27 protein-coding genes and 1 tRNA gene are annotated in these 25953 nt (G+C 55.3%); 14 read left to right on the top strand and 14 right to left on the bottom strand.

The window, feature by feature from the left end; all coding sequences use genetic code 11:
* Window position 1 precedes the first annotated feature (1 nt).
* The 7 genes from AC0L7R_RS12765 (at window position 2) to AC0L7R_RS12795 (ending at window position 5932) form a co-directional block, all read left to right on the top strand.
* Window positions 2–871 (top strand): transferrin-binding protein-like solute binding protein, encoded by an 870-nt coding sequence (locus tag AC0L7R_RS12765; RefSeq protein WP_473657246.1) that lies wholly within the window; start codon window positions 2–4, stop codon window positions 869–871.
* Window positions 872–974: 103 nt separating this feature from the next.
* On the top strand, window positions 975–1895 hold the full coding sequence (locus AC0L7R_RS12770) for a manganese-dependent inorganic pyrophosphatase (RefSeq protein WP_473657247.1): 921 nt from the start codon (window positions 975–977) through the stop codon (window positions 1893–1895).
* 145 nt (window positions 1896–2040) lie between these two features.
* Window positions 2041–2916 (top strand): TIGR01459 family HAD-type hydrolase, encoded by an 876-nt coding sequence (locus tag AC0L7R_RS12775; RefSeq protein ID WP_473657249.1) that lies wholly within the window; start codon window positions 2041–2043, stop codon window positions 2914–2916.
* A gap of 91 nt (window positions 2917–3007) precedes the next feature.
* Window positions 3008–3451 (top strand): MaoC family dehydratase, encoded by a 444-nt coding sequence (locus tag AC0L7R_RS12780; RefSeq protein ID WP_247126266.1) that lies wholly within the window; start codon window positions 3008–3010, stop codon window positions 3449–3451.
* A gap of 36 nt (window positions 3452–3487) precedes the next feature.
* On the top strand, window positions 3488–4426 hold the full coding sequence (locus tag AC0L7R_RS12785) for a bifunctional riboflavin kinase/FAD synthetase (RefSeq protein ID WP_473657251.1): 939 nt from the start codon (window positions 3488–3490) through the stop codon (window positions 4424–4426).
* Window positions 4419–4886, top strand: a complete 468-nt coding sequence (locus tag AC0L7R_RS12790; RefSeq protein ID WP_473657252.1) for a YcgN family cysteine cluster protein — start codon at window positions 4419–4421, stop codon at window positions 4884–4886. The genes AC0L7R_RS12785 and AC0L7R_RS12790 overlap by 8 nt, the downstream gene beginning before the upstream one ends.
* Window positions 4886–5932, top strand: a complete 1047-nt coding sequence (locus tag AC0L7R_RS12795) for a beta-eliminating lyase-related protein (protein ID WP_473657254.1) — start codon at window positions 4886–4888, stop codon at window positions 5930–5932. The genes AC0L7R_RS12790 and AC0L7R_RS12795 overlap by 1 nt, the downstream gene beginning before the upstream one ends.
* Window positions 5933–5974: 42 nt before the next feature.
* Here the strand turns inward: AC0L7R_RS12795 and AC0L7R_RS12800 are convergent, their stop codons facing one another.
* A complete protein-coding gene (locus tag AC0L7R_RS12800; RefSeq protein WP_247126259.1) occupies window positions 5975–6568 on the bottom strand; it encodes a 2-hydroxychromene-2-carboxylate isomerase in 594 nt (197 codons plus the stop codon).
* Between the two features lie 111 nt (window positions 6569–6679).
* Between AC0L7R_RS12800 and AC0L7R_RS12805 the strand changes: the two genes are divergently transcribed.
* Window positions 6680–7693 (top strand): ribose-phosphate pyrophosphokinase, encoded by a 1014-nt coding sequence (locus tag AC0L7R_RS12805; RefSeq protein WP_247126258.1) that lies wholly within the window; start codon window positions 6680–6682, stop codon window positions 7691–7693.
* A gap of 1 nt (window position 7694) precedes the next feature.
* On the opposite strand, the gene AC0L7R_RS12810 is transcribed toward AC0L7R_RS12805, so the two are convergent.
* From AC0L7R_RS12810 to AC0L7R_RS12820, 3 genes are all read right to left on the bottom strand, one after another.
* Entirely contained in the window at window positions 7695–8042 is a 348-nt protein-coding gene (locus AC0L7R_RS12810; protein ID WP_473657255.1) for an H-type lectin domain-containing protein, read from the bottom strand.
* A 262-nt stretch (window positions 8043–8304) separates the two neighbouring features.
* The gene (locus AC0L7R_RS12815; protein WP_473657256.1) at window positions 8305–9078 is read right to left on the bottom strand and encodes an MOSC domain-containing protein; all 774 of its coding nucleotides are present in this window, start codon (window positions 9076–9078) and stop codon (window positions 8305–8307) included.
* Between the two features lie 72 nt (window positions 9079–9150).
* Window positions 9151–10407 carry a cytochrome c peroxidase gene (locus AC0L7R_RS12820; RefSeq protein ID WP_473657258.1) on the bottom strand — a complete coding sequence of 419 codons (1257 nt, stop codon included), beginning with the start codon at window positions 10405–10407 and terminating at the stop codon, window positions 9151–9153.
* 114 nt (window positions 10408–10521) lie between these two features.
* Between AC0L7R_RS12820 and AC0L7R_RS12825 the strand changes: the two genes are divergently transcribed.
* Together AC0L7R_RS12825 and AC0L7R_RS12830 are read left to right on the top strand one after the other, a co-directional pair.
* Window positions 10522–10938, top strand: coding sequence for a tetratricopeptide repeat protein (locus AC0L7R_RS12825; RefSeq protein ID WP_473660413.1), 417 nt, complete (start codon window positions 10522–10524; stop codon window positions 10936–10938).
* A gap of 63 nt (window positions 10939–11001) precedes the next feature.
* A complete protein-coding gene (locus AC0L7R_RS12830; RefSeq protein WP_473657260.1) occupies window positions 11002–11535 on the top strand; it encodes a hypothetical protein in 534 nt (177 codons plus the stop codon).
* A gap of 182 nt (window positions 11536–11717) precedes the next feature.
* Here AC0L7R_RS12830 and AC0L7R_RS12835 read toward each other — a convergent pair whose 3' ends face one another.
* From AC0L7R_RS12835 to AC0L7R_RS12855, 5 genes are all read right to left on the bottom strand, one after another.
* On the bottom strand, window positions 11718–12104 hold the full coding sequence (locus AC0L7R_RS12835) for a hypothetical protein (protein WP_348106729.1): 387 nt from the start codon (window positions 12102–12104) through the stop codon (window positions 11718–11720).
* 107 nt (window positions 12105–12211) lie between these two features.
* On the bottom strand, window positions 12212–13276 hold the full coding sequence (locus AC0L7R_RS12840; RefSeq protein WP_473657261.1) for a TRAP transporter substrate-binding protein DctP: 1065 nt from the start codon (window positions 13274–13276) through the stop codon (window positions 12212–12214).
* A 22-nt stretch (window positions 13277–13298) separates the two neighbouring features.
* The gene (locus tag AC0L7R_RS12845; RefSeq protein WP_473657262.1) at window positions 13299–14837 is read right to left on the bottom strand and encodes a TRAP transporter large permease subunit; all 1539 of its coding nucleotides are present in this window, start codon (window positions 14835–14837) and stop codon (window positions 13299–13301) included.
* The gene (locus AC0L7R_RS12850) at window positions 14837–15436 is read right to left on the bottom strand and encodes a TRAP transporter small permease subunit (RefSeq protein ID WP_473657263.1); all 600 of its coding nucleotides are present in this window, start codon (window positions 15434–15436) and stop codon (window positions 14837–14839) included. The genes AC0L7R_RS12845 and AC0L7R_RS12850 overlap by 1 nt, the downstream gene beginning before the upstream one ends.
* A gap of 150 nt (window positions 15437–15586) precedes the next feature.
* A complete protein-coding gene (locus AC0L7R_RS12855; protein ID WP_473657264.1) occupies window positions 15587–15841 on the bottom strand; it encodes a hypothetical protein in 255 nt (84 codons plus the stop codon).
* A gap of 107 nt (window positions 15842–15948) precedes the next feature.
* Between AC0L7R_RS12855 and AC0L7R_RS12860 the strand changes: the two genes are divergently transcribed.
* Together AC0L7R_RS12860 and nagA are read left to right on the top strand one after the other, a co-directional pair.
* Window positions 15949–16887: an ROK family protein gene (locus tag AC0L7R_RS12860; protein WP_473657265.1), complete on the top strand. Its 939-nt coding sequence runs from the start codon at window positions 15949–15951 to the stop codon at window positions 16885–16887.
* Window positions 16884–17996 carry an N-acetylglucosamine-6-phosphate deacetylase gene (gene nagA, locus AC0L7R_RS12865; RefSeq protein WP_473657266.1) on the top strand — a complete coding sequence of 371 codons (1113 nt, stop codon included), beginning with the start codon at window positions 16884–16886 and terminating at the stop codon, window positions 17994–17996. The genes AC0L7R_RS12860 and nagA overlap by 4 nt, the downstream gene beginning before the upstream one ends.
* 21 nt (window positions 17997–18017) lie before the next feature.
* On the opposite strand, the gene AC0L7R_RS12870 is transcribed toward nagA, so the two are convergent.
* Together AC0L7R_RS12870 and putA are read right to left on the bottom strand one after the other, a co-directional pair.
* Window positions 18018–18091: transfer RNA gene (locus AC0L7R_RS12870), tRNA-Cys, on the bottom strand.
* Between the two features lie 82 nt (window positions 18092–18173).
* Window positions 18174–21602, bottom strand: coding sequence for a bifunctional proline dehydrogenase/L-glutamate gamma-semialdehyde dehydrogenase PutA (gene putA, locus AC0L7R_RS12875; RefSeq protein ID WP_473657267.1), 3429 nt, complete (start codon window positions 21600–21602; stop codon window positions 18174–18176).
* 106 nt (window positions 21603–21708) lie between these two features.
* Here putA and AC0L7R_RS12880 point away from each other — a divergent pair, with 106 nt between their 5' ends.
* On the top strand, window positions 21709–22191 hold the full coding sequence (locus tag AC0L7R_RS12880; protein WP_348109699.1) for an Lrp/AsnC family transcriptional regulator: 483 nt from the start codon (window positions 21709–21711) through the stop codon (window positions 22189–22191).
* Here AC0L7R_RS12880 and AC0L7R_RS12885 read toward each other — a convergent pair.
* Genes AC0L7R_RS12885 through AC0L7R_RS12895 form a run of 3 tightly spaced genes read right to left on the bottom strand, consistent with a single transcriptional unit; the run spans window position 22188 to window position 25046 of the window.
* Window positions 22188–23555 (bottom strand): MATE family efflux transporter, encoded by a 1368-nt coding sequence (locus AC0L7R_RS12885; RefSeq protein ID WP_473657269.1) that lies wholly within the window; start codon window positions 23553–23555, stop codon window positions 22188–22190. The genes AC0L7R_RS12880 and AC0L7R_RS12885 overlap by 4 nt on opposite strands.
* Window positions 23552–24286 carry an ABC transporter permease subunit gene (locus AC0L7R_RS12890; protein WP_473657270.1) on the bottom strand — a complete coding sequence of 245 codons (735 nt, stop codon included), beginning with the start codon at window positions 24284–24286 and terminating at the stop codon, window positions 23552–23554. Before AC0L7R_RS12890 ends, AC0L7R_RS12885 begins: the two co-directional genes overlap by 4 nt.
* A 10-nt stretch (window positions 24287–24296) precedes the next feature.
* Window positions 24297–25046 (bottom strand): ATP-binding cassette domain-containing protein, encoded by a 750-nt coding sequence (locus tag AC0L7R_RS12895; protein ID WP_473657272.1) that lies wholly within the window; start codon window positions 25044–25046, stop codon window positions 24297–24299.
* Between the two features lie 127 nt (window positions 25047–25173).
* Between AC0L7R_RS12895 and AC0L7R_RS12900 the strand changes: the two genes are divergently transcribed.
* Complete coding sequence (locus AC0L7R_RS12900) at window positions 25174–25953, top strand: transporter substrate-binding domain-containing protein (protein ID WP_247126196.1); 780 nt, start codon at window positions 25174–25176, stop codon at window positions 25951–25953.

The raw sequence follows: 25953 nt of genomic DNA on the forward strand, positions 1-25953 counted from the left end.
CATGTTCAAGAATTTATCGATTGCCACAAGCATTACACTCCTCGCGGCCTGCGGGGGAAGCAGCGGTACGGCGACTTACGATGGTCCTACGATCATCCCGTTCGCCGCAGCCGGATTTGCAACAGACGACAGCCGTGTCGCAGGAAATCAAACTTATGACGCACAGAACCAACAACGAATTATCAGCGATGATGGCCCGATACTGAGCCTAGACCGACAAGACGTTGAATTTGCCATCGCAAGCGACGAGCTTACTATTGATGTAACCATAGAAGGTGTCACCTACACGCTCGATTATACTAGCGATGGCATGTACCGAAGTAGTGACGACGACGCACGGATCGAAGTCCAAATCATACAAGACTATGAAGTTGCTGCAGCTGTCGCAGTATTCTCGGTTATCGACGGACAATTGAATTCCTCGAACATCATCATCGGCCATGACACAAATCCGGACACCGTAGTCAATTTGACAGGCAGCGCAGAATTGAACGGCGATATCTATCTTGAGGCGCGCAACGGTTTTCTTGACGGTTATGCCTCGGGCGCAGCGACGCTTAAAGTCGACTTTGATGCCTCCAGCATTGAAGGCGAATTCGATTTGACCGACCTAAACAGCTCAGCTGCCGAAATTACGATCCCTACGTCTTCGTACCGCCTAGAAGAAACACCGATCAACGGAAATGGTTTCTCCGGTGACATCACGCTGGTCAGTGGGGACATCGAAGGTACTTTAACCGATGCGACCTATGATGGGCGGTTCTTTGGATCGGATGCGGACACTGTCGGCGGTCAAGTCAGCGCAAGCGTTGTGTCGGACGATTTTGACAACCCGACTTATTTGACAGGGGCTTTCATCGCGACTGAGTAGTCCGTGCACGAAGCGCATAGCGGTATGCCATTTTGTCCACGTGACAAGATCGGCATGCCTGTTATAAGGCCGCAAAATTACCCTGAATATAGGTCTATGACATATGACAACGCTCGTTTTCGGCCACAAAGCCCCTGACACCGATTCCCTTGGCTCCGCGATCATTTGGGACTGGTTCCTGAACCATACAGGCACAGACGCCAAGGCTGTGTTGCTCGGCACGCCAAACACCGAAGCCGCATTCGTGGCTAAGCGTTGGGGCTTTGATCAGCCGGAAATCATCGCCGACGTCGCAGACGGTCAGGACTGCGTGATCGTTGACACCAACAACCCTGCCGAATTGCCAGCCAACATCAATGGCGCGAACGTCACAGCGATCATCGACCATCACAAACTGGTGGGTGGTCTGGAAACGGCTGGCCCAATCGACATCACGATCCGTCCGTTGGCCTGTACAGCCACTATCATGCACGACCTGATGGCGGGCCACGAAGCCCACATGCCAGACAACGTCAAAGGCGTGATGCTGTCTTGCATCCTGTCCGACACGCTGGAATTCCGGTCCCCGACCACGACGCCAGTAGACAAAGCGCTCGCTGAAAAACTGGCCGCCGATTTGGGCGTTGATTTGGGCGCGTATGCCTCTGAAATGTTCGAAGCCAAATCAGATGTGTCTGCCTTCTCTGATGCGGAACTTCTGCGGATGGACAGCAAAGAATACGCTGTGGGCGACACAAAATTCCGCGTATCTGTTCTGGAAACGACTGCGCCAAAGATCGTCTTGGACCGCAAGGACAGCATCATGGCATCCATGACGGACGTTGCGAAAGAAGACGGCGTTGATCAGGTGCTGTTGTTCGTGGTCGATATCCTGAACGAAGAAGCCACAATGATGATCCCGAACGATCTGTCCAAAACTGTCGCAGAAGCATCCTTCGGCGCGACCGTTTCGGGCGATACAGTTGTCCTTCCGGGCGTGATGAGCCGCAAAAAGCAGATTATCCCGAACCTGAAGACGGCCTAAGCCACTTCTGATAGAATTCCGAGAACAGGGCGCTTTTCAGCGCCCTTTCTTTTTGCCCAACTTTCAGGTGTACGCCCTGCCCGCGTCCGGTGTACCCCTTGTACAACGGCCGACTGCCCTCTCATTTGTTTCACAAAGGTGTCCCATGACCCAAATCATCACCGCTTTTTCCGAGATTTCAGACCGCTACGACGCCGCATTCGTCGACCTATGGGGCTGCATGCATAACGGGATCGAAGCCCACCCTGCCGCCGTCAAAGCAATGCAGGATTTTCGGGCCAAAGGCGGCATCGTCATTCTGGTCACAAATTCGCCGCGACCATGGGATTCCGTCGCCCATCAGATCCTCGACTTCGGCATTCCTGATGATGCTTGGGATGCCATCGCGACATCTGGCGACAGTGCCCGCTCTGCGATGTTCCAAGGCATCGTTGGATCAAAAGTCTGGTTCATGGGCGAAACACCCCGCGACGATGATTTCTTCAAACCGCTATCGATCCTCGAAAACCCGATTGAGATTACAAAAGTCCCATTGGAAGACGCAGAAGGCATCGTTTGCTGCGGCCCGTTCGATACGTTGGCGGACGTCGACGTGAACCGGCCAGAGTTTCTGTATGCCAAACAAAAGGGCCTGAAACTGTTGTGTGCAAACCCAGATATCATCGTTGACCGCGGCGATGTGCGCGAATGGTGCGCGGGCGCGCTGGCGGCGCTTTATACCGAAATGGGCGGTGAAAGCCTGTATTTCGGAAAACCCCATCCGCCGATCTACGATCTGGCAAAACGCAGGCTCGCCGCGCTCGGCAAATCTATCGCGGACAGCGACATCATCTGCATCGGCGACGGGATTCGCACAGATGTGCTAGGTGGCGTGCAAGAAGACCTTGATACGTTGTTTATCACGGGCGGATTGGCGGCAGAAGAAACAAAAACCGATCACCAGCCGGACCCACAGGCGCTAAACGACTATTTAGAAACAGAAAAAATGTCAGCGACGTACAGCATTGGACACTTGCGGTAAGAACTTTGGGGTTGATTTTTCTGCGACCGCAAAGTAATAAAATTTCAACAAGGCCATTCAGGTCGGACTTTTATTACCTCAAGGACGCAAGATGTTGGACAATGCACCGCGCGGAACAATCTGTATCGAAGACATTGAAATCGGCATGGTTCGGTCGCTGCGCAAGCAAGTGACCGACCGTGACATTGAATTGTTTGCCGAAGTTTCGACCGACCGTAATCCTGTCCACCTTGACGACGACTATGCACACGACACCATCTTTGGCGGTCGGATTGCGCATGGAATGCTGACAGCCGGTTTGATTTCAGCCGTCATCGGCGAACAGCTTCCGGGTCACGGGACCGTCTACCTTGGACAAAGCCTGAAATTCCTGGCGCCCGTCCGCCCAGACGACATGGTTCTGGCCGAAGTTGAAGTCATGGAAATCGACCATTCGAAGCGGCGCGTAAAAATGGAAACGCGTTGCATCGTAAACGGAAAAAAAGTGCTGGTAGGCGAAGCAACTGTGCTCGCACCGTCGCGTAAATTCGACTGACCTTGCGCCCCGTTTCACGGCAGGTTACGCAAGCTCATGCGTATTATCCGTGACACCCTTTTCATCGACCCAAGCGACCGTGGTGCGGCGGCAGCTATCGGTAATTTTGACGGCGTACATCTAGGCCATCAATCGGTCATTGATCTGACGCGCGAAGCGGCCAATGCTGCGAACGCGCCGCTTGGGATCATGACGTTTGAACCGCACCCGCGTAGCTATTTTTCGAATGATCCCAATCCCTTCCGACTGATGAATGCGGAAGCCAAGGCAAATCGCCTTGCGCGTTTGGGCGTCGATAAACTGTATGAAGTGCCGTTCAACGCCGCCCTCGCCGCCCTGACGCCGCGCGAATTCACGCAACAGATTATCGTTGATCGACTGGGGCTGAAACACGTCGTTGTCGGGTCTGATTTCTGCTTTGGCAAAGGCCGCGCAGGCACAACACAAGACTTAACAGCGTTCGGCGCGGAAATGGCGTTTGGCGTGACTATTGCACCGATGAAAACCATCTCAACGGCAGAGGTATCTTCAACCGCGATCCGCACCGCGCTGACCGAAGGTCGCCCGCGTGACGCCGCCGCCATGTTGGGCCATTGGCACCGCATCGAAGGTGAAGTGATCCGCGGCGAACAGCGTGGCCGTGAACTTGGCTATCCGACAGCCAACATGTCGATCAGCGGCCTACACCAGCCCAAATTCGGGGTTTATGCCGTGAAAGCTGACGTCTTGGATGGGCCGCACAAGGGCAGCTACAGTGGTGCCGCATCCATTGGTGTGCGCCCGATGTTTGGCGAGAATGTCCCGAACTGCGAAACCTTCATCTTTGATTTTAAAGGGGATTTGTACGGGTCCACCGTGTCCATCGCCCTCGTGGAATATCTGCGGCCAGAACTGAAATTCGACGGGCTCGACGCGCTGATCACCCAAATGAACGCCGATTGCGACCAAGCCCGAAAGATACTGAACGATGTCTGATATCCCACGCGACGGCCTTGCGGATCGGTTTTGGGAAACCAAAAAGCTCGATCAGATGAACAAGGCCGAATGGGAAGCTGTTTGCGACGGATGCGGCAAATGCTGCCTGAACAAACTGGAAGACGAAGACAGCGGCGAAGTCGCGCTGACCCGTGTGGCGTGCCGCCTGCTCGACAACGAAACATGCCTTTGCACGCAATATCCGATCCGCCACCAGTTTGTGCCAGAATGCATCGTCCTGACACCTAAGACGTTGGAAGATAACATGTATTGGCTGCCCCGCACCTGCGGCTATCGGTTGCTGTATGAAGGGCGCGGTCTATACGACTGGCACCCATTGATCGCGGGCAATAGCACTGCAATCCACGAGGCGGGCGTGACCATGCAAGGCCGGACGGTCCCCGAATTCGAAGTCGATGAAGACGACTGGGAAGACCACATTATCGAGGAACCGACCTGATGTTTGTCGCGTCTGACAACTCCGGCCCCGTCCACCCACGCGTGATGGACGCATTGAATGAAGCCAACAATGGTTACCGATCCGGCTATGGCGCGGACGCCGAAATGGCCGCCGTGACCCAACAAATCCGCGATTTGTTCGAAGCGCCCGACGCCGCCGTCTATTTGGTCGCGACCGGTACTGCCGCCAATGCGATCCTTTTGGGAACAATGGCAAATCCGTGGGACACGATCTTTTGCAGCCCCATGGCACACATCCACGAAGACGAATGCAACGCGCCAGAATTTTACAGCGGTGCCAAGCTGACGCTGGTGCCTGCCACGCACGCCAAAATGACGCCCGACGCGCTGCGCACATCAATGGCGGGCGAAGGCAATCGCGGCGTTCACGGCCCACAGCACGGTCCGGTGTCCATCACCCAAATCACGGAATTGGGTACAGTTCATAAGCTGGTTGAGCTGAAAGCACTCACCGTCGTGGCCCGCGAATTTGGCAGCTTGGTCCAAATGGACGGCGCGCGCTTTGCTAACGCCATCGCAACGCTCGACTGTACGCCCGCCGAAATGACATGGAAATCCGGCATCGACGCGGTCAGCTTCGGCGGCACCAAAAACGGTCTGCTTGGTGTCGAGGCTTGCGTAATTTTTGATCCCAAACTTGCATGGGAATTTGAGCTTCGGCGCAAACGCGGCGGCCATTTACTTTCAAAACATAGATACCTGTCGGCACAGATGTTGGCGTATTTGACCGATGATCTGTGGCTGGACATGGCCAAGATGGCAAACGCACGCTGTGCGCAATTGACCGACGGATTGGCCCAAAACGATGCCGTCAACTTCGTCGAAACGCCACAGGCCAATATGATTTTCGCACGCTATCCGCGCCACCTGCACCAACGGCTTTTGAACGCTGGCGCGAATTACTACGTCACTGGCGGCGATCCGGCTGAAGGCGACCCTGATGAAATCCTCACCGCGCGTTTGGTGACAGATTGGTCCGCAACTTCAGAAGATGTGGAAAGATTTATCGCGGTTCTGAACAGCTAAAAGTCTAAAGCGGCGGAGCGTTGCTCCGCCACCGTTGTCAGATCAGATCTTACCCGCAAGATGGGCATCCAGATCGGCCAAGCGATCTTCGCCCCAGAACTTTTCTTCGCCAACAACAAAGAATGGTGCGCCAAACACACCTGCATTGATCCCCTGTTCAAGGTTCGCAGCAAAGGTTTCGGCACTCGACAACATGTCTTTGTCAGCGAGATCGGCGTCGAACCCAGCCTCAACCAAACACGCACGGATCACGTCATCCTGTGAAATGTCTTTTTCATCGGCCCAGCAGGCCTTGGTGATGCACGCCACCAGCTTAGCCACATCGCCACCCGCTGCTTGCGCCGCAATAATCGCATATGACGCAGGCGCACCATTTGTCGGCCAGAACGCAGGTTTGATGTTGATCGGCATCTCGGCCAAGGCGGCACGACGGCGCAATTCCTGCAAACGGTATTCTTGACGGTTCGGATGACGGTCCTTCGGCGGTACGCCACCAGTCCTGCCGAACAATTGCATGATATCCAGCGGTTTGTACGTCAGGGTTGCACCATGGGCCTTTGCGATTTCCTCTGGACGGGTGCCGCACAGGTAAGTGAAGGGGGAAAGCGTTGCAAAGTAGTAATCGATATGGGCCATTTGGTCCTCCTGACGCGCATGATGTTTGCGTGACCGTAGCGGCGTGTTAAGCGGTGTCAACGCCACGAATCTGTTACAATGAACAGACCTTCTGCCAAAGGACCGCGCCAGATGACGACCACCGAACCCAAACTGATTTCAGGAAATGCCAACACCCCATTGGCCGAAAGGGTCGCTCGACGCATGTCGATGCACCGTGGCCGGAAAGTAGGCCTTGTTGATGCCCGCGTTGAACGTTTCAACGACGGTGAAATTTTCGTCGAAGTGTTTGAAAACGTCCGCGGCGAGGACATGTTTATCATTCAGCCGACTTCAAATCCGGCAAACGATAACCTGATGGAATTGTTGATTATTGCCGATGCGCTGCGCCGTTCCTCTGCGGCCCGCATCACGGCTGTGATCCCATACTTTGGCTACGCCCGTCAGGATCGTCGGTCCAAAGCGCGTACACCGATTACTGCGAAACTGGTTGCGAATATGATCGTCGAAGCGGGCGTTGAACGCATTCTGACGCTTGATCTTCATGCAACGCAAATTCAGGGCTTCTTTGATATCCCTGTCGACAACCTTTACGCGTCGCCGATCTTTGCGTTGGATGTGAAGCATAACTTCAAGCAGCAGATGGATGACATCATGGTGGTGTCCCCTGATGTTGGTGGTGTGGCCCGTGCCCGCGATTTAGCGCAGCGTATCGGCGCTCCTTTGTCCATCGTTGACAAACGCCGCGGCAAACCCGGCGAAGTCGCGGAAATGACCGTCATCGGCGACGTCAAAGACCGGACCTGCCTGATCGTTGACGACATCGTGGATACAGCAGGCACGCTTTGCAAAGCGGCGGAAGTCCTGATGGAACACGGCGCAAAAGAAGTGCACGCCTACATCACACACGGTGTGCTGTCTGGCCCAGCGATCGAACGTGTTAACGCGTCTGTCATGAAACACCTCGTGATCACCGACACAATCGAAGCGACCAAACCGGTGTTGGCGACTGACAAAATCCGGATCGTTCCTACCGCGCCTATGTTTGCCCAAGCAATCTTGAACACGTCAAACGGTACGTCTGTGTCGTCGCTGTTCGACCACGAAACGCTGGGCCCAATCTACGAAGGCATGTACACGAGCTAAATTATAGCTCCCAAGTATCATCGCTTGGCAGCGGTCCAATCGCCTGCCAAGCGACCCGAATGCGCGCAACGCGACTATCGCCCCACGTGCGAAAAACAATGTCAAAGCCCGCTTCAGAGATGTTTTCAGGCTGAAGATCCGCACGGATAAAGGCGTCGTTCGACATATCAATCATCGACATCTGCAGTGAAACAGTTGGCACGTCGACATAGCGTTCCGAAAACGTGACGGAATGCCGGGCGGAGCGCGGTCCTTCACCCTTCCACATCTCGCCATCATCTTCGAAGTCCGAAAACAATATGACATCGCCGTGGTCCACGCCAACGGCATGGCTTTCTAATCGCTTCATGGTTCACTCAGTCCTGCAGAAATCGTGCACATATTGCTCTCAAATCATGAAATGAAAACAAACTTTTGGGTCAAAATCTTATCGAATTATTCTAAGCACATTTTGTGCAGATCAGCGGCCCGTGATCAAGGCCTATCGTTGTATACAGAAGTATCGCTCATAGCCGCTGACCATCGTTAACTGTGCACCCTCAGCGGTGTTGAGCACCGTTCGAAGACACAACGCATACGTCACAAACGCGTCTTTCTACCGCTTGGAGCCGCTACAGCACCGTGATTTCGTCACCGATACGCATCGCCCCACCCTTCACGACTTCAGCATAAACGCCCATATCCATATGCCCAAAGTGTTTGCGCAACAGATATGGCACCTTCACGTCACGTTCCCCCGTCTGAAGGTTCACTTCAGTCGCAGCGCATCTTTTGGTGCGCTTAAGCACATGAAGATGAACCTCGCCAACCTGGACGGTCCGCCCCAGCAGATCTAATTCTTGAAATGCTGGCATCCCTGAGAAGACGATATTTCCGCGAAAACGCGCCGCATCAATTGGATGGCCGACAGTCCGCGCGAACGCATCAACGCTGTCTTGCGAAATCAGGGAGACTGCATTCATCAATTGGGCGGATGTCACTGATACGTCCGTGAAACGATGGGGGGATGCGCTGAATAATGTCGGTTTAAGGGTGTCCGGCAAATCGAGATATTGCTGCAATGCGGTGCAGGCATCCGCCATCCCCGTGTCGGCATCAAGCTGAAACAATTGCGGGCCCTGCGGTCCATCAATCGTCAATTCGTTGCGGGATACGTCGTAAGTCGTATCCAACAACGCCAAGCGCGGATCGTTTGCCAAAACGTGAAATTTGTCTTTCGATAACGGCATCGGATTGCTGGGATCGAAGCCGCTACCAGGCTTCGCAAACCCCATGACGCGATCAATTGGAAAACCACATTTCGGCGATAGATCTACCGTTTCCAACGCATGTCCGGAAAGCCCCTTGATCGGGTATTGGGTGAGGCTGTCAATTGTCGCGTTCATGCTTGGCTTTCCTATTGTTAAGACATCGGATTTCCAGCGGCGGTAATCAAAACTGCCCCGCCGTTGGAACGATCAGTCCACCGGTAACCCGCTCGGCACTGTATCCGGTCGCCCTAACGGGCGATCTTCGGCGGTTTTGCCGGTCAAGGCATTCAGAAATGCCACCAAATACTGCACATCATCCTCTGAAATGGACAACGACCGCAAATCTTGAACCGACGCCTGACGTTCCATTTCGGCAGAGTCTTGTGCAATCGCCCCGTCAACTGCAGCAAACCAAGGCACGTCGGGAAGCTGCGCATCCGAAAGCGTCCAGCGCGCGCGAGACGCGACCGGATCAGCGTGATGCATGATCATCGCCTCAAGCGTCGGAAACGCCCCATTATGCCCGTAAGGACCCGTCAGGGCGACATTGCGCAGGGATGGGGTGCGAAAACGATAGGCGTCTTCCAGAAGGTCCGATTTGCCCATGCGGCCGACGTCGCGCGGGATCGGGTCAAACCGCCGCGTACGACCTGGACCAAAGGCAGGTAGACCCAGCGCATGAAAGCCCTGATCCGTGAACAGATCACCGCTATGGCAGCTGCTACACCGTGCAGAATAAAAGAAAATTTCCCGTCCACGTTCCGCATCATCATCCAAAGGCACCCCTGCGAGCCAGTCGTCGTAGAGGCTATCAAAACTTTGCCATTCTGACGCGATGAACGCGCCCAAGGCATTTCCAATTTCGACAATTGTTACCTGATCTGCGGTTTCGATATGGTTAAAGGCCGCGACGAATTTTTCGCCGTATTCCGGAATAGTCCGCACGCGTTTTGCGATGATCGGCCAGCCGTAATCGATGCGTTCGTGGACCGCACCCGTGACCTCGTTTTCGCCGGGGTTTCCAGCCATTTCGAATTGCGATGTCATCGGGAACAACGCTTGCGCGGCGACGAGGTTATCAAGCCCTTCGGGCAACCATTCTTCTGCCGGACTATCGAAGCCGCTTTCGTACAGATCGGACGGCGTCAGACGTCCATCGTGGAACATCACCTCAACGGATTTATGTCCAAGATTCCAGAGGGCTGGCGCATTTCGCGGAATGCGTTTTCGGATTGCGTCCGGCCCTTCCCCTGCTGTCCGTTCCGGCCCGACACCAATCCCACCTTCACCAATCCCAAGCGACAAACCGTCGGTGCCAGCATGGTCGTGATGGTGGCATGTGCCGCAACTGATATTGCGATTTCCCGACAGGATTTTATCATAGAACAGAAGCTGGCCAAGTTCGGCTTGCAAGGGGTCCACGGGGATGTAATCGTCTGCCGAAATCACCTGTGCAGCAGCCATGCTGGCACCGACAAAAAGGTTAAGGAGCAAGATGTGAAACGCGTGCACAACCCGTACACAACCCGTGCACTGCTGATCGCGGTTTTCCTGTGGGCCAGCCCTGCGTCCGCCGACATGGAAGACGCCCGTGATCTGATGGAAGCGGGGCAATTTGAAGAAGCCCGCGCGCTGTTCGAGGTCTACGCCCGGTCTGGCAACGCCGACGCGGAAGAATTGATCGGCGTTATGTACGCGCTTGGACTGGGTGTCGAACAGGACGATATCCGTGCGTTCGACTGGTATCTGCGGTCGTCGTTGAAAGGGCATCCGGGTGCGCAATCTGGGCTTGGCTGGTATTATGAAGTCGGCCGCGGCCTCCCCACCCCGGACTATGTCAGAGCGTACCTTTGGTATGCGTTGTCGGCAATAGGCGGGGACGTGGATGCGCCGGATTCACTGGAAGAATTATCGCCGAAATTGACGGACGCGCAACGGGCTCAGGCCGAAAAGATGGTGGATGACTATCGGGTGTGGATGTATCCGTTTCGGTGATGTTCGAGATTAGCCAAGTATTCTTCTATCCTTGCAATATTTCACATAGGCAGCACGGAAGAAATGACGACCAATAGTTATAACATGGCCCCAGGTTTTAGTACAAATCCGGTTTTCAATGCAGCGTGTGCTTACCTAGAAGCAGCAGAGGCTGTTTTCCAGAAAGAATGTGAGCGCGACAAAAAGTGGCTTTACGTACCGAACTGGTTCGTCGTCCACCATCTCAGCGTGATCGCAACCGAACTATTTTTGAAATCCTTTGATGTCACCGTTTCTTATGGTCCCCTCACTAGTGAAGACGGACCAGACGATGAGCAATATCAACACGCGTTTTCGGGGCACAAGGCCGCACTAGACCACCTGCCGGAGACTGTATCATCTGATCTGAAAGTGCATTTGTCGGGCGAACTTCATGAATTGATGAATACACTTTCTAACTCGGAAATCAGTAGAGGACGTTACCCCTATGAGGACGTCAACGGTTCCCAACGGTTTCCACCTTCTGATATGGGGCAGGAGCTTGCTTCTGATTGGATGAAGTTAGCTCAAGAACTTCAAGAATATGGCGAACACGGCAAACCCAACATTCAGAATTGAGAAACTCGGCCGGCGGCATGGCTGAAAGAGAATAAAAATCGCTAACCCAAGCTGTATGAACTTCAATTCGCGTCTTAGACCGAATTATGTGCTTCGGACCAGAAACGGCCCTTCACTTGCGTAAAACTTACGTGTCGTCTTCTCCCCGAGGTCCGCGCGCCCGATTGGGTAAGGCGTTGGAATTACCCCCGCAGCGACCGCAGGAACAGCCCGATGCCGCCGAAGAGCAGAACGAGGATGACGAGCAGGTCGAAGGCGCTCAGGTTCGAGAATTGCAGCGTTAGGTTCGAGATCACTCCGACCACCAGCGCGATGACTGATCCGATCGCCAGCCCCCAGCCGATTTTGCTGCGTCCGTTGTAGAACACCATCGCCACCCCGAACATGAAAGGGATCAGGATCATGCCTGTGGTGACGTCGTAGCCCCCAAGCCCGAAGGCCCGTGTCCCCATACCAAAAATGGGTCGGATTACGATGTTTGACAGCAGCAAATAGCCGCCCGCCACCATCATCACCAACCCGATGAGAAAGTTAAATTCGCCGCCGTCGCTGCCGCCTGCGCCTCGCATGGGTGTCTCCCGTTTTTGTTGTGGGCATCGTAGCGGACGCGCGCGGGATCGCCAACGCAAAAGGGCCGCCCGTGATGGACGGCCCTTTCGTTGTGATGTGTTAACGCTTAGTTCAGGTCGCTTGCGTATTCTGCTGCGAGTTCTGCTTCGGCTTCGCCCACGGCTGCGATCATCGCGTCGAGGATTTCATTGCCGCCGTCTACGTTTTCACGGAACCAAGCCTGAACAGGTGTCGCGGCTTCTGCGAAGGCTGCTTTTTCTTCAGGTGTTGGCACGTAAAGGTCACCGCCGCCTGCGACGAATGCTTCGTAGGCTTCGATGGACTTACGCTTTGGTGACGCGAAGGTCGCCTGCTGCAGTTGGGAGAACCCGTCTACAACCACACGACGCATGTCTTCTGGCATGCCGAGGAAGTTTTCGTTGTTCATGAACCACAGCGCACCCATGTAGGCGTGGCCGTCGAGTGTGACGTACTGCAGGCCAGCATCAGGGAATTTCATACCCATGATGTCGGTGATGCCGTTCTTGGATCCTTCAACAACGCCCGTCTGGAACGATGTGAACAGTTCAGGCCACGGGATCGGTGTCGGGGACGCGCCCAGTGCACGGACCAGTTCCTGCGGCAGGTCAGCGACAACAGTCCGGATTTTCAGACCTTCCATGTCTGCTGGCCCCTGAACACGGCGCTGCGTGTTCGCGAAGTTGCGCCAGCCGCCTGTGTTACCGATTGTCATCAGACGCAGCGCGCCGTCAGTCGCTTCCAGACCCATGTCACGCATTGTGCGTGTGAAGTCGCCAGTCAGCACGGCCTCGGCCACGCGGTCATCGGACATCAGGTATGGCAGGTCGAGAACCTGAACGAATGGCATAATGCCAGCCGCGCCACCGGATGTGGTGATGTAAACGTCGATGGACCCTTCAGCCACACCTTCGAGGCATTCAGCACCGCCGGAACACAGCTGTGTACCAATGAACAGCTCAACGCCGATACGGCCGTTGGACGCGGATTCAACGTAGTTCTTGAAGACAACCAGACCGTCATAGTCTTCGTCGTTTTCATTCGAGTTCGCAGTCGCACGGATCGTAAATTCCTGATGACCGTCTGCCCAAGCTGCAAATGGTGCAGCAAGGAAAGCAGCTGCCGCCGCGACCTTTGATAGTGTTTTCAACATTTTCTTCTCCCTTTGGTAGTTCTTAGTTTGGCGTTGGAACTGGACTGATACAAGCTGAGAAACCAACCTCTGGGCCGCAACCCAAGAATCCAGTCAGATATGGCACCGTCATCGAAATGGCGGGGATATAGGTGATGAGGAAGATCACAAGGATCTCCACGGCGAGGAACGGCAGGATCGCTTTTGCGATGGTTTCGACCTTTTCGCCGGACACCGTTGACGCGACGAATAGGACAAGCCCCATGGGCGGTGTCGCTAGCCCGACGGTCAGGTTCACCGACATGATGATCGCGAAATGCACAGGGTGCACGCCGAGGTCCACAAAGATTGGCCCCAAGATCGGGCCGAGGATGATGATCGCAGGGCCCGCGTCCAAGAACATGCCGACGATGAACAACAGAATGTTGATCAGGAATAGCAGGATCAGCGGATTTTCGGATAGCGACAGAATGTAATCAGACAGAATTTGCGGCGCGTAGGACAGGCTGACCACGGTTTTGAAGGCCACGGCTGCGCCCACGAGAAGCAACACAGCTGATGTGGAAAGCGCAGATTTCGCCAGCACTTCAAGCAGGTCTTTGCCGTTCATTGACCGCAGCACAAAGAAGCTAACGATCAGGGCATAGGCCACGGCCACAGCAGAGGCTTCTGTCGGAGTGAAGACACCCACGAGGATACCGCCAAGAATGATGATCGGCGTTTGCAGCGGCGCGATGGCCTTTTTGCAGACGATGCGGAAATCATGGCTGACCCGTTTTTTGGTGGCTGTTGCAATGGCATGTGCAATTGGCAGCGCGATCAGGAAGATCAGCCAGCCGTTGACCTCTTGCGGGATGAAACGGGTGACGATGCCGGACACTGCGTACAGCAAACCTGCGATGTTGATCCGGATCAGGAAGAAGCTAACCCAGCTTTCCAGCGCCGTCATCGACTGGTTTTTCTGCACGATGCGTTCAGCTTTGGGCAGGTCGTATTTGTCCGCCAAGAGCCGGACCATGACCATCAGGCCCACACCGACGAGGACACCGGGCACGATACCCGCCAAGAACAGCGCCGCGACGCTTTCGCCCATGACATAGGCGTAGATAATCATGATGCCGGATGGCGGGATGATCGGGCCGATGACGGATGAAGCTGCGGTAATGGCCGCTGCAAATTTCCGGCTGTAGCCGTTCTTTTCCATCGCGGGGATCAAGGTCGACCCAAGGGCCGAAGTGTCGGCGACGGCAGACCCAGACAGGCCTGCGAATAGGATCGACGACAGGATGTTCACATGCGCCAAACCACCGCGCAGGTGGCCCATGAACGCTTGAGAAAACTCGACCAGACGGACGGTGATACCACCGCGGTTCATGACCTCGCCTGCGAGCATGAAGAACGGCAGCGCCATCAATGGAAAGCTGTCCATGCCGTTGTAAAAGTTACGATAAAGGCCCGCGACGACGTTGCGGGTATCGCCTTCGATCATGATCAACGCGAACGGCGACACGAGCAATGCAAACACCACCGGCAGGCCGATCATGATCAGGATTAGGAAAAGCGGAAGGAACCAAAGTAGCATTATGAGGCCCCTGCGATATCTTCGTCCGCTGTCAGACGGCTCAGGCGGTCACCATGCCCTGCGAGCGTTATGATTTGACGGATCATCAATTCGAGGTTCACGAGGATCAACAGGTTCACCCCGACCCAAAGCGATGCGTATTGGAACCGGTTCTGGAATTTTTCACCGCATTTGCCGACTTCAATCCCGAACGGCCAGCGCAACGAAGCAGAACAGCCTTTGCCGGACAATGTGTCGATGTGGTTGTTCAAACCACGTTCCCACGCGACTAGCAGAACCCACATTGTGACGACCATTAGGACAAGCGACAGGATGCCCGCCAAAACGCGCGGCAACGCCCGTTCGAGCATATCAATGCCGACAAAACCGCCCATGCGATACGCCAGCGGTGCCATCAGACCCGTCATCCACAACATCCCAAAGCGGGCAGCTTCTTCGGTCCAGTTCGGGGCATCATTCAGAATATAGCGAAAGAAAACCTGGCCAAGGATCAAGCAAACCATGATGGCAAGGGCCGCAACGGCCACGACTTTACCAATCGCAAGCACGATGGAATTGATACGCTCTAATGGCCACAAAAGGCCAAACAGGACTGCCATGCAGCGTCTCCCCCCGACTTGTGTTTGACGACCCTCCCCGGCCATCGCGAGACACGACGTGCCCCACCTTTTCATGGTCAACGCAGCAGGGCGCATCTGTCAACTGAATGAATGATGCAACATGCATATGACAGGCTTTGAAATTGCCTGTCATATTGACCATCCAAAATTGGTAGCACGCACCAGATTATGACACAATGGTGTATCAATTTTGATTTTCATGTCGCATTCGGCTTGTTTCCATGACGCTAGGTCGTCGTCAGGTTTCCGTGGCGTTCCATTCATTTTGGGCGCATTTGGCGGTGAAATTTCGGGAATGGATGGACGAAACGCGGCGCTGACATAAGACGACATTATGGATTTGCGCCGCCCCAATGCTGTATCAATCGCAACTTGCTTCAGCATGACGGATGCTAATCGCATTGAACTGCGTTGCGCACGACCGCATAATTGCCTGATAACGCGGGGCAACACCCCATTCTCGTAGGAAGCCACCGATCAATGACGAAGCAATGCGATTGGACACAGGCGCGATTCTGGATGGGATTAGCACCTTGATCGGTGGGGTTGATCTTGGCGGCACAAAGATTGAAGCCCGCGCTTATGATGATGCCATGGAGGAAGTGTCCCGTCGCCGTATCCCGACCGGCACCACATCCTATCAGGCGCTGCTCGCCAGCATCGCCGATCAAGTGTCTTGGCTGAAAGATCAAGGTGTAACGTCAACGATTGGCCTTGGCACACCGGGCCTGATCCATCCTGAAACGGGGCGAATGTTAAGCGCAAATCTTCCTGCGACGGGGCACGCTTTGGGCGCTGATCTTACCGCGCTGACCAGTCACACCATCCCCGTGATCAAAGATTGCAGAGCCTTCGCGCTTGCGGAAGCCACCCATGGCGCGGGCATTGGATATCGCAATGTCATCGGTTTAATTATCGGCACGGGGGTGGCTGGCGGCCATGTGATCGATCGCACGATACCGCCTGATCACAATGGCCAAAGCGGGGAATTCGGGCACCTGCCCCTGCCCGCGCACATTGTGTCGGAGCTGGATTTGCCAGTTTTGGCTTGCGGATGTGGTTTGGTCGGATGTTTCGAAACGCTGCTGTCTGGACCGGGATTGACGCGCCTTGCCCACCACATGACCGGACAAGATCAAACCGCGCCGGACATTTGGACGACGATGCCGGATGTGAAATCGGCGTGGCTCCGCATTGCGGCGTCTTTGGTGGGCATCATCAGTCGCACCGCTGATCCCGATGTCATCGTGCTTGGCGGCGGATTAGGCACGGCGCATGGTCTTGCGGACGATCTAGCTGAGTCCCTTGATGGCGAACTCTTGGCCGGCACCACACCACCACGCATCCTGCCCGCGCAATTCGGTGATGCAAGCGGTGCATTTGGCGCAGCGATCTATGCCCAGCAACACATGCTGAAAGGCGCCACATGACGCATTGGATTTCCGCCGATCAGGTCTTTGACGGGCGCAACCTGCGTGACAATTGTGCTGTCGGCATCAAGGACGGCGTGGTTACACAGATCAAAGCAACAGACGACCTGCCCGCCGAGCACATTCACCGCCATCATCAAGGCATCATCACCCCGGGTTTCTTTGACATCCAAGTCAACGGTGGCGGCGGCGTCATGCTGAATTCGGACCCCAGTGCGGCTGGGATAGCCAAGATTGCGGCCGCACATCGGACATTCGGGACCACTGCCCTTTTCCCAACGGTTATCACCGACCGGCCAGAGGTGCTCGATGCCGCGGTTGCTGCGGCGATTGATGCGATCGGGGTGGACGGTTTCGCTGGCTTACATATCGAAGGTCCACACATCGACACAGCAAGGCGCGGCACCCACGCCGAATGCTATATTCGGCCATGCGACGCCCACACCATTGGCCTCGTTCGAACGCTGCGGGATCATGACATACCGACACTGATCACGGTCGCGCCCGAAGCGATCAGCGTATCCCAGATCAGCACCCTGCGCGATATGGGTGCTGTTGTGTCCATCGGGCACAGCGACGCGGACGCTGCTACGACGCGGCAAGCCATTGACGCAGGTGCCACCTGTTTCACCCATCTTTTCAATGCAATGTCGCCCATGTTGTCCCGCGCGCCCGGCGTGACGGGCACGGCAATCGCAAGCGACGGGTGGTGTTCGTTCATCGCAGACGGTCATCACGTTGATCCAACAATGCTGCGGATCGCCATGAACGCCCGCCCGACGCCTCGCCGGATGATCGCAGTGTCGGATGCGATGGCAACGGTCGGCGGGCCAAATCACTTTAACCTCTACGGGCACGATATCTTTTTGAAAGACGGGCGGCTTGTGAACGCGGAAGGCGCCCTGGCTGGCGCGCACCTTACACTTCTTGAGGCGCTGCAAAATATGGTCGGTTTCGGCGTCCCGCTTGAGGCAGCATTACAAATGTGCGGACCAAATGCGTACGATCTCATGGAGCTAGATCCGCGCGGAATGCTGATCAACCAACCCGCACGCGACGTCTTGGTTCTGAATAATGATCTTGGGCTGATAGCGATCGGGATCGCGTAGAAATGTAAACTGAGGGTAAAGTGGAGGCGAGTACCGGAATCGAACCGGTGTACACGGATTTGCAATCCGCTGCATAACCACTCTACCAACTCGCCGTCCTTGCGCTTGATTATGGCGTGTGTGCGGGGGCGTCAAGCGGTTATCCGCCCCCGCATGCAATCCGTCGTGACGCGCAGCTTAGACCGATGCGAGCAGGCTCGCGTTACCACCCGCCGCAGTCGTATCGATGCAGATGTGACGTTCCAGCCTACACCGTTCGTTCAAGTCCTTTTCGGCAAACAACGGGATCAGCTTTCCATCCCTTGCCGCCAAGGCCGCGCGGTATGACTTCAACGTCTCCTCTTCTGCATAAGACACGACCGCATCCAAACCGGTCAAAGCCGTCAGGGCGTCAGGCGTAATGCCGTCAGGTAGTATTGCCGCGGCACAACCAGCGGCCCTTGCGATGTTTGCTTGATCATCAGCTGCCGCCTGCCCCGGCCCGAGGCAGAGCACCTTTCCGCGACCATACACCGACAGCATGTTCGATTCCCCCGTCGGCCCCGGTAGCGCAGTTGCGGTTAAGGCCGTTGTTGGCACGTCGATATCATCGAACGCCTTTTGCGCGCTTTCCTGCGATGCTGCTGCCAGATCACCGTTCAACGCAACGCGCCCCGGATCGGTAAACCGTTTGACGTAATCGGGGCCACCTGCCTTCGGGCCGGTTCCAGAAAGCCCTTCACCGCCAAAGGGTTGCGATCCAACAACCGCACCGATCTGGTTGCGATTCACGTAGATATTCCCGACGTTTACTTTGTTGGTGACCTCGGTCACGCGATCATCAATCCGCGTGTGAATGCCGAAGGTTAGCCCAAAACCGGTCGCATTGATATCCGCAATCACCTGATCAAGGTCGTCGGCCTTGTAGCGCACAACATGTAAGATCGGGCCAAAGACTTCTTCCTTTAGGTCACGAATACTGTCGATTTGAATGACGCAGGTCGGGACAAAATGACCTTCTGCAGGGAAACGCACGTGCTTCAAAACCCGCCCCGCTTGCCCGTAAGGGTTAACATGCGCCTCGATGCCTTTTTTCGCGGTTTGGTTAATTAGTGGCCCAACGTCTGTCTTCAGGTGCCATGGATCACCAATGACCAGTTCATCAATGGCCCCGAAGAGCATTTTGAGAAACGGATCTGCGATGTCTTCTTGTAAATACAGAACGCGCAGCGCGGAACACCGTTGCCCTGCGGACTGAAACGCCGATGCCACGATATCGCGCACGGCCTGTTCTGGTAGCGCGGTGCTGTCCACGATCATCGCGTTCAGACCACCTGTTTCAGCAATCAGTGGCGCGGTTGGCGACATGTTGTGCGCCATATTACGGTTAATGGCTTGGGCAGTACGCGTAGAACCGGTGAAGCAAACGCCATCGACTTTCGCTGATCCCGTTAACCATGTTCCGACATCATGCCCTTCCCCCGTCAGCAGTTGCAGCGCCGCGACCGGAACCCCTGCTTCGTGCAGCAATTGGGTTGCGAAGACACCGGTCAAAGTGGTTGATTCCGCGGGTTTCGCGAGCACGCCGTTCCCAGCCGCCAGTGCCGCACTGATCTGTCCGGTAAAAATCGCGAGCGGGAAATTCCAAGGCGAAATGCACGTGATGATCCCGCGCGCTGGCTGATCCAATTCAACCGCGCGGGCCGCATAATAGCGTAAGAAATCGACCGCTTCGCGTAGTTCCGCGATCGCGTCCATCTGGGTTTTGCCGGCTTCGCGTGCCAATAACGCGAAAAATGCGCCAAAGTTCTGCTCATACAGATCGGCTGCTTTGTTCAAAATCGCGGCACGTTCGGCAGGCGACGCGGCCCATTTGCGGGCATCGTCGATCGCGGTTTGTACCGTTTCTTCAGAACTGAATTGTACTAATCCGACCAAGTCCGCAGGTCTCGCCGGGTTTTGGACGGCGACTGTTTCACCATTCGAACTTCCGGCTGCCACAATCGGCCCAACACGCCATTTCGTTGTGGCAAACGCGCCGCGTGCTTCTTCGATTGCGTCCAGATCATCCTGATCATGCAAATCCCAGCCTTTGGAATTCGGACGCTCAGGTGCGTACAGATCGGCAGGCGCAAGAACCGATTGCCGCCCCTTCACAATTGCCGCGAACGGATCAGCTGCGACTTCAGCGGGCGGCACATCTTCGTCTACGATCTGGTTAACGAAAGAACTGTTCGCGCCGTTTTCCAACAACCGGCGCACCAGATAGGCGAGCAAATCTTCGTGGGCCCCAACAGGTGCATAGATGCGGCACCGAGTCTGGTTCTGCTTCAAAACAACGTCGTGCAACGCTTCACCCATACCGTGAAGCCGTTGGAATTCATAGGTTTTCGGGTCTGCCCCGACTTCGAATATTGCCGCAACAGAATGTGCGTTGTGCGTGGCGAACTGCGGATAAATCCGGTCGGTCAGCCCCAGCAATTGCTTGGCACAGCAAATATACGACACGTCCGTCGCCGCCTTTTGGGTAAACACGGGAAAGCCGCGCAGCCCTTCGACTTGGGCCCGCTTGATTTCGGTATCCCAATAGGCGCCCTTCACAAGCCGGACCATGATTTTGCGATCCAGATCAGCCGCGATACCGTAAAGGAAGTCGATCACGCCCGACGCCCGTTTCCCGTATGCCTGCACGACAACACCGAAACCGTCCCAGCCCTTTAGCGCGTCATTCGACAAAACCTGTGCGATCACATCAAGAGAAAGATCAAGTCTGTCAGCCTCTTCCGCGTCGATATTCAACCCCATGCCCGCGTCGCGCGCCATCTTGGCAAGCGCTAGTGTGCGTTCTGTCAGTTCCGTCATCACGCGGTCACGCTGGCCAACCTCATAACGTGGATGAAGCGCGGACAGCTTGATCGAAATACCGGGGTTTTCGCGGATATCTACAGATGTGCATTCGCTTGCGAGCGCCTTGATCGCATCAGCGTAGGCGTCAAAATAATCCTGCGCGTCGGCTGCCGTCAGCGCCGCTTCGCCAAGCATATCATAAGAAAAAGTGTAGCCCTGTTTTTCGCGCGCCCTGCCCCGTTCCAGCGCTTTCTCGATGGTTTCGCCCAACACAAACTGCGCCCCAAGTTCTTTCATCGCGCGTGATACAGCCACGCGGATCACGGGTTCGCCCAAGCGTTTGACGGCGGATCGTAGAACCCCTGCCATGCCTGTGCCGTCTTGCAGAACCTTGCCTGTCAGCATCAAGGCCCACGTTGACGCGTTCACCAGCGAAGAGCTTGATTTCCCAAGATGTTCGCCCCACGCGGATGGCGCGATCTTGTCTTCGATCAACGCATCAATCGTGTCCTCGTCAGGGACCCGCAACAATGCTTCGGCCAAACACATCAGCGCGATGCCTTCGTCTGTCGAAAGGCCGTATTCGGCCAGAAAGACCTCCATCAATCCCGGCTTGCTGTCGTTACGTATGGCTTCGACAAACCGCGTGCCGCGCCGCACCGCATCAGCACGAAAAGTTTCTGAAAAATCAGCACGTTCTTGCAATTCGGCCAGTACGGCATCTTCGTCACGCAGATGGTCCGCACGGATTTTCTGACGCAGGGTTGAGAGGTCATTCATGTCTAAAAACCTTGATAAGAGTAGTCAAAACATAGCATAAGGCAAAAAGTCGTTCAGCCTAGAATATCGAAATGGACGAGATAAAAAACCAAATAATGGAACAATCATGGCCGATGAAACCGAAAATAGAGATAACGGAAGTCAGCTAGACCGGTTCGATATCGCGATTATCAAGATATTGCGCAGCGACGGTCGAATCTCTGTGACCGCACTGGCGGACAAAGTTGGCCTGACGAAAACCCCGTGCCAAGTGCGGCTTAAGCGGTTGATCCACAATGGTTACATTACGGGTTTTCGGGCCGTCGTGAACCCGGCAAAGTTGGGCCGCAGCAATGTGGCCTTTATAGAGGTCAAACTGAACGACACGACCGAAAAGGCGCTGCAGGCCTTCGATAATGCCGTTCGTGCCACTCCTGAAATCGAAATGTGCCATATGATCGCTGGTGCGTTCGACTATCTTTTGAAGGTGCGCACTGCCGACATTCACGAATACCGCCGTGTTTTGGGCGAAAAGATTTCCGCGCTGCCACATGTCGCGAATACATCGACGCATGTGTCGATGCAGTCCGTCGTCGACGAAGCATTCTAGCCGCGCAACCCGCCGATTTCACGTTTTGCGATGCCGTGCGCCACGGCCATTGCGATGATCCAACCTGTCGTGACCGCCGTGCCGATGCCGAACCAGACGCCCCAAACGTCAAAGCCCATCAAGCCGACATAGATCCAGATAAACAACGCGATCCCAATGCCTTGGCGATAGACGCTAATCCACAGTGTCCAGATCGGTTTCTTTAGTCCTTGCAGGAAGGAATTGATCGAAAACAGCATCATGTAGATCGGGAACAGAAAACTATCGACCCGCAGGTAGCTGACGCCAACGTCAATCACATCCGGATCATCTGTGAATAGCCCCATCGCAAATCGCCCCCCGAACCAGAGCGCAGGCGTCGCGATCAGCGTCATGGCAAAGCCGATCTTCCAACACAGGAACAACGCTTCGCGCACGCGATCAGGGTTAGATGCCCCGAAGTTCTGCCCGATAATCGGCAAAAGCGCACCCGTCATGCCAAGGACCGGCAGAAGCAGGATTTGTTCGATCCGCAGCGCGACCCCGTAGGCCGCAATCGCATGTTCGCCAAACCCTTTCAGCGCGTATTGCACCACAAAACCCGAGACGAACATCACCATCATCGCGGTGCTTGCGGGCAAGAGTTGCGCGGTGATTTCGCGTATTTTGGTGGCGTCGGGGATGAATTCGACCCGCTTGATGCCGTCCATAATTTCGAGGTCGAAAACCTGCCACATCACCCACAACATCACGCCTGTCTGGCTGATCACAGTGGCCAGCGCGATGCCGTTGAACCCTAGCCCGTCCCAGATACCCGGTACGCCAAACATCAGCAGCGGGTTCAGCCCGATGTTCACAAAAAACGCGACCATCAGCCCGCGTTGCAATGTGACCGTGTCGCCATGGGCTTGCAGAACACCATTGATGCCATAGGCCAGCATGAAACCGGGAAGCGAGAATATCAGCCAACGAAAATAACCTGTTGCGGCGTCACGATAGCCACCCGGTTCGGAAACAAGCGCAATCAGATATGGGCCGCCGATCCAGCCGATGACCATCAGTGTGGCGGTCGCAATCACGCCAAATGTGATGCCCTGCGCCGTGAACTTACGCGCTTCGCTGTTGTTCTTCCCACCCTTCGCGTTGCTCACCAACGCCGACATGGCAGAGCCAAGACCAAATCCGACCGCCATCATGATAAAGAACGCTTGGAACCCGATCGACAGCCCCGCTTGCGCTTCGGTCGACAACCGCCCCGCCCAGTAGACATCGACGACGTTATACAGCGTGGAAAACAGCATCCCGAATGCCGCAGGGATCGCGAGCGTTCGGAAATGGCCGACCAGTCCACCCGACGTCAGATCAAGATCGCGCGCGTTGCTCATGCTTCCGACGCCTGCATGCGACGTTCCAGCCAGCGCACGCCAGCCGATACGATCAGGATCAGAACGAGGTATTCGAGCACTAGCACCGTGTAGATTTCCAGCGGTCGGTATTCTGACACCGATAACTCATTCGCCTTTCGCGTCAGTTCTTGCATGCCAATGACGGACACCAGCGACGACATTTTCAACATATAAACCAACTGGTTGCCCAATGCTGGCAAGATACGGCGGATCGCCTGTGGTAAGATCACGTAACGCATGGTGTCGCGGTAGTTCAGCGAAATGGACTGCGCTGCCTCATATTGTCCGCGTGCAATGGACTGGATGCCGCCCCGGAAAATCTCGGCTTGGAATGCGCTGTCGGACAGCGCAAGCGCCAGAACACCCGCCCAAAAGACATTCAGCGTGATGCCAGACAGCGTCGGCAACCCGTAATAGACCCATAGGATCAATACCAGAATTGGCACCGCCCGCACGATTTCGACGTAGGTCCGATTGAACCGCCGCCATCCCTTTTTCTGGGACAACCCCGGGAGGGCAACCAACAGGCCTACCACCACCGAAATCGAGATCGCCGTCACCGACAGCAGAATCGTATAGTACATGCCAGACAGCATGAATTTGAGGTTTATCAAACCCTTAGGGGTTGACGGGTCCACCACATACCACCCCCAGTTGCCGGAACATCCAGCAAGGGCGATCAATGCTGCGACGATCATCAAACGTTTCATCTTGCGGCCCCTAGTGGTTCAAAATTTGCTGTAAGAAAGTCGCAAAACGCTGCGATTTCGGTGCGGTGAACACGTCTTCGGGCGCGCCAACTTCGACGATTTCGCCCTTGTCCATAAACACCATCGTATCGGCAACCTTACGGGCGAACCCCATCTCGTGGGTTACGACGATCATGGTCATGCCCGATGACGCTAATTCGGTCATCACATCCAACACTTCAGCAATCATTTCGGGGTCGAGCGCAGACGTCGGTTCATCAAACAACAAAATGCGTGGTTCCATACATAACGACCGTGCAATCGCCACGCGTTGCTGTTGGCCACCCGACAGCTGCCGCGGGAATTTATCTGCCTGATCAGGGATTTGCACGCGTTCGAGGTATTTCATCCCCCGCGCATTCGCCTCTTCTGCGGACAGGCCCAGCACACGGCGCGGGCCAAGGGTGAGGTTTTCAAGAACGGTCAGATGCGGGAACAAATTGAACTGCTGAAAGACCATGCCGACAGTCCCGCGGATTTTGTCCAGAATTTCAGGTTTATCGGTTAACACCGTTCCATCGACCGTGATCTCGCCGCTTTCGTGCGCCTCCAAACGGTTGATACAGCGGATCAACGTCGACTTTCCGGACCCTGACGGCCCGCACACAACCACCCGTTCCCCCAGCGCCACGTCAAGGTTCACACCCTTCAGGGCTTGGAAATCACCAAAGAACTTGGACACATCTTTCATCGTAATAATGGGCGGCTTCGCGTCGGTCATCGGGTCGTCCTTGATCAGATCACGCAGCCGTGACCGGGGATAGTGTAAGTAAAAAGTGTCAGCACTTTGCATTGCCGCCTGTGTCAGGCAAACTAGGTAGCAACGTTCAATCGAAAAGGGAAACCCTATGAAATTCTTCAAAATTGCGGCCGCGACTGTCGTGCTTGCTGCCAGCACCGTGTCTGCGACAGCGCAATCTGCGTTGAACGACATCCTTAGCGAAGGCGTGTTGAAAGTCGGCACAACGGGCGACTGGAACCCGATGACGATGAAAGACGTCGCCACAAATTCTTACACTGGCTACGACATCGACGTGATGACAGCGCTTGCCGCAGATCTGGGTGTCGAAGTTGAATTCGTCGCGACAGATTGGAAAACATTGGTCAGCGGCGTCACAGCAGGTCAGTACCACATCACAGGCTCTGCCTCTGTTTCCCCGTCCCGCGCAAAGGCCGCTGGGTATTCCGACAGCTATTTTTCATTGGCGACTGTGCCACTGACGCTGAAAGAAAACGCTGAACGCTTCACGTCTTGGGACAGCCTGAACATGGCAGACGTTTCTGTCGCAGCAACGCTTGGCACGACCCAAGAAGCGCAGGTTAAGGACTTCTTCCCAGACGCAGAACACCGCATTGTCGAAGCCCCTGCCCGCGACTTCCAAGAAGTGCTGGTTGGCCGCGCAGATGCCAGCATCACATCCAACGTCGAGGCCAACAAACTGGTCGCGCAATACGATGAACTGATGATCGTACCTGTGGACGCAGGCCGCGCCCCAACACCAATCGCGATGCTGTTGCCGCAGGACGATCAGGTGTGGATCAACTACGTGAACACATGGATTACCCTGAAACAAGAACAGGGCTTTTTCGATGAACTTGGCGTAAAATGGCAGCTTTTGGCTGAATAA

Source organism: Yoonia sp. D2-7 (assembly GCF_055809435.1).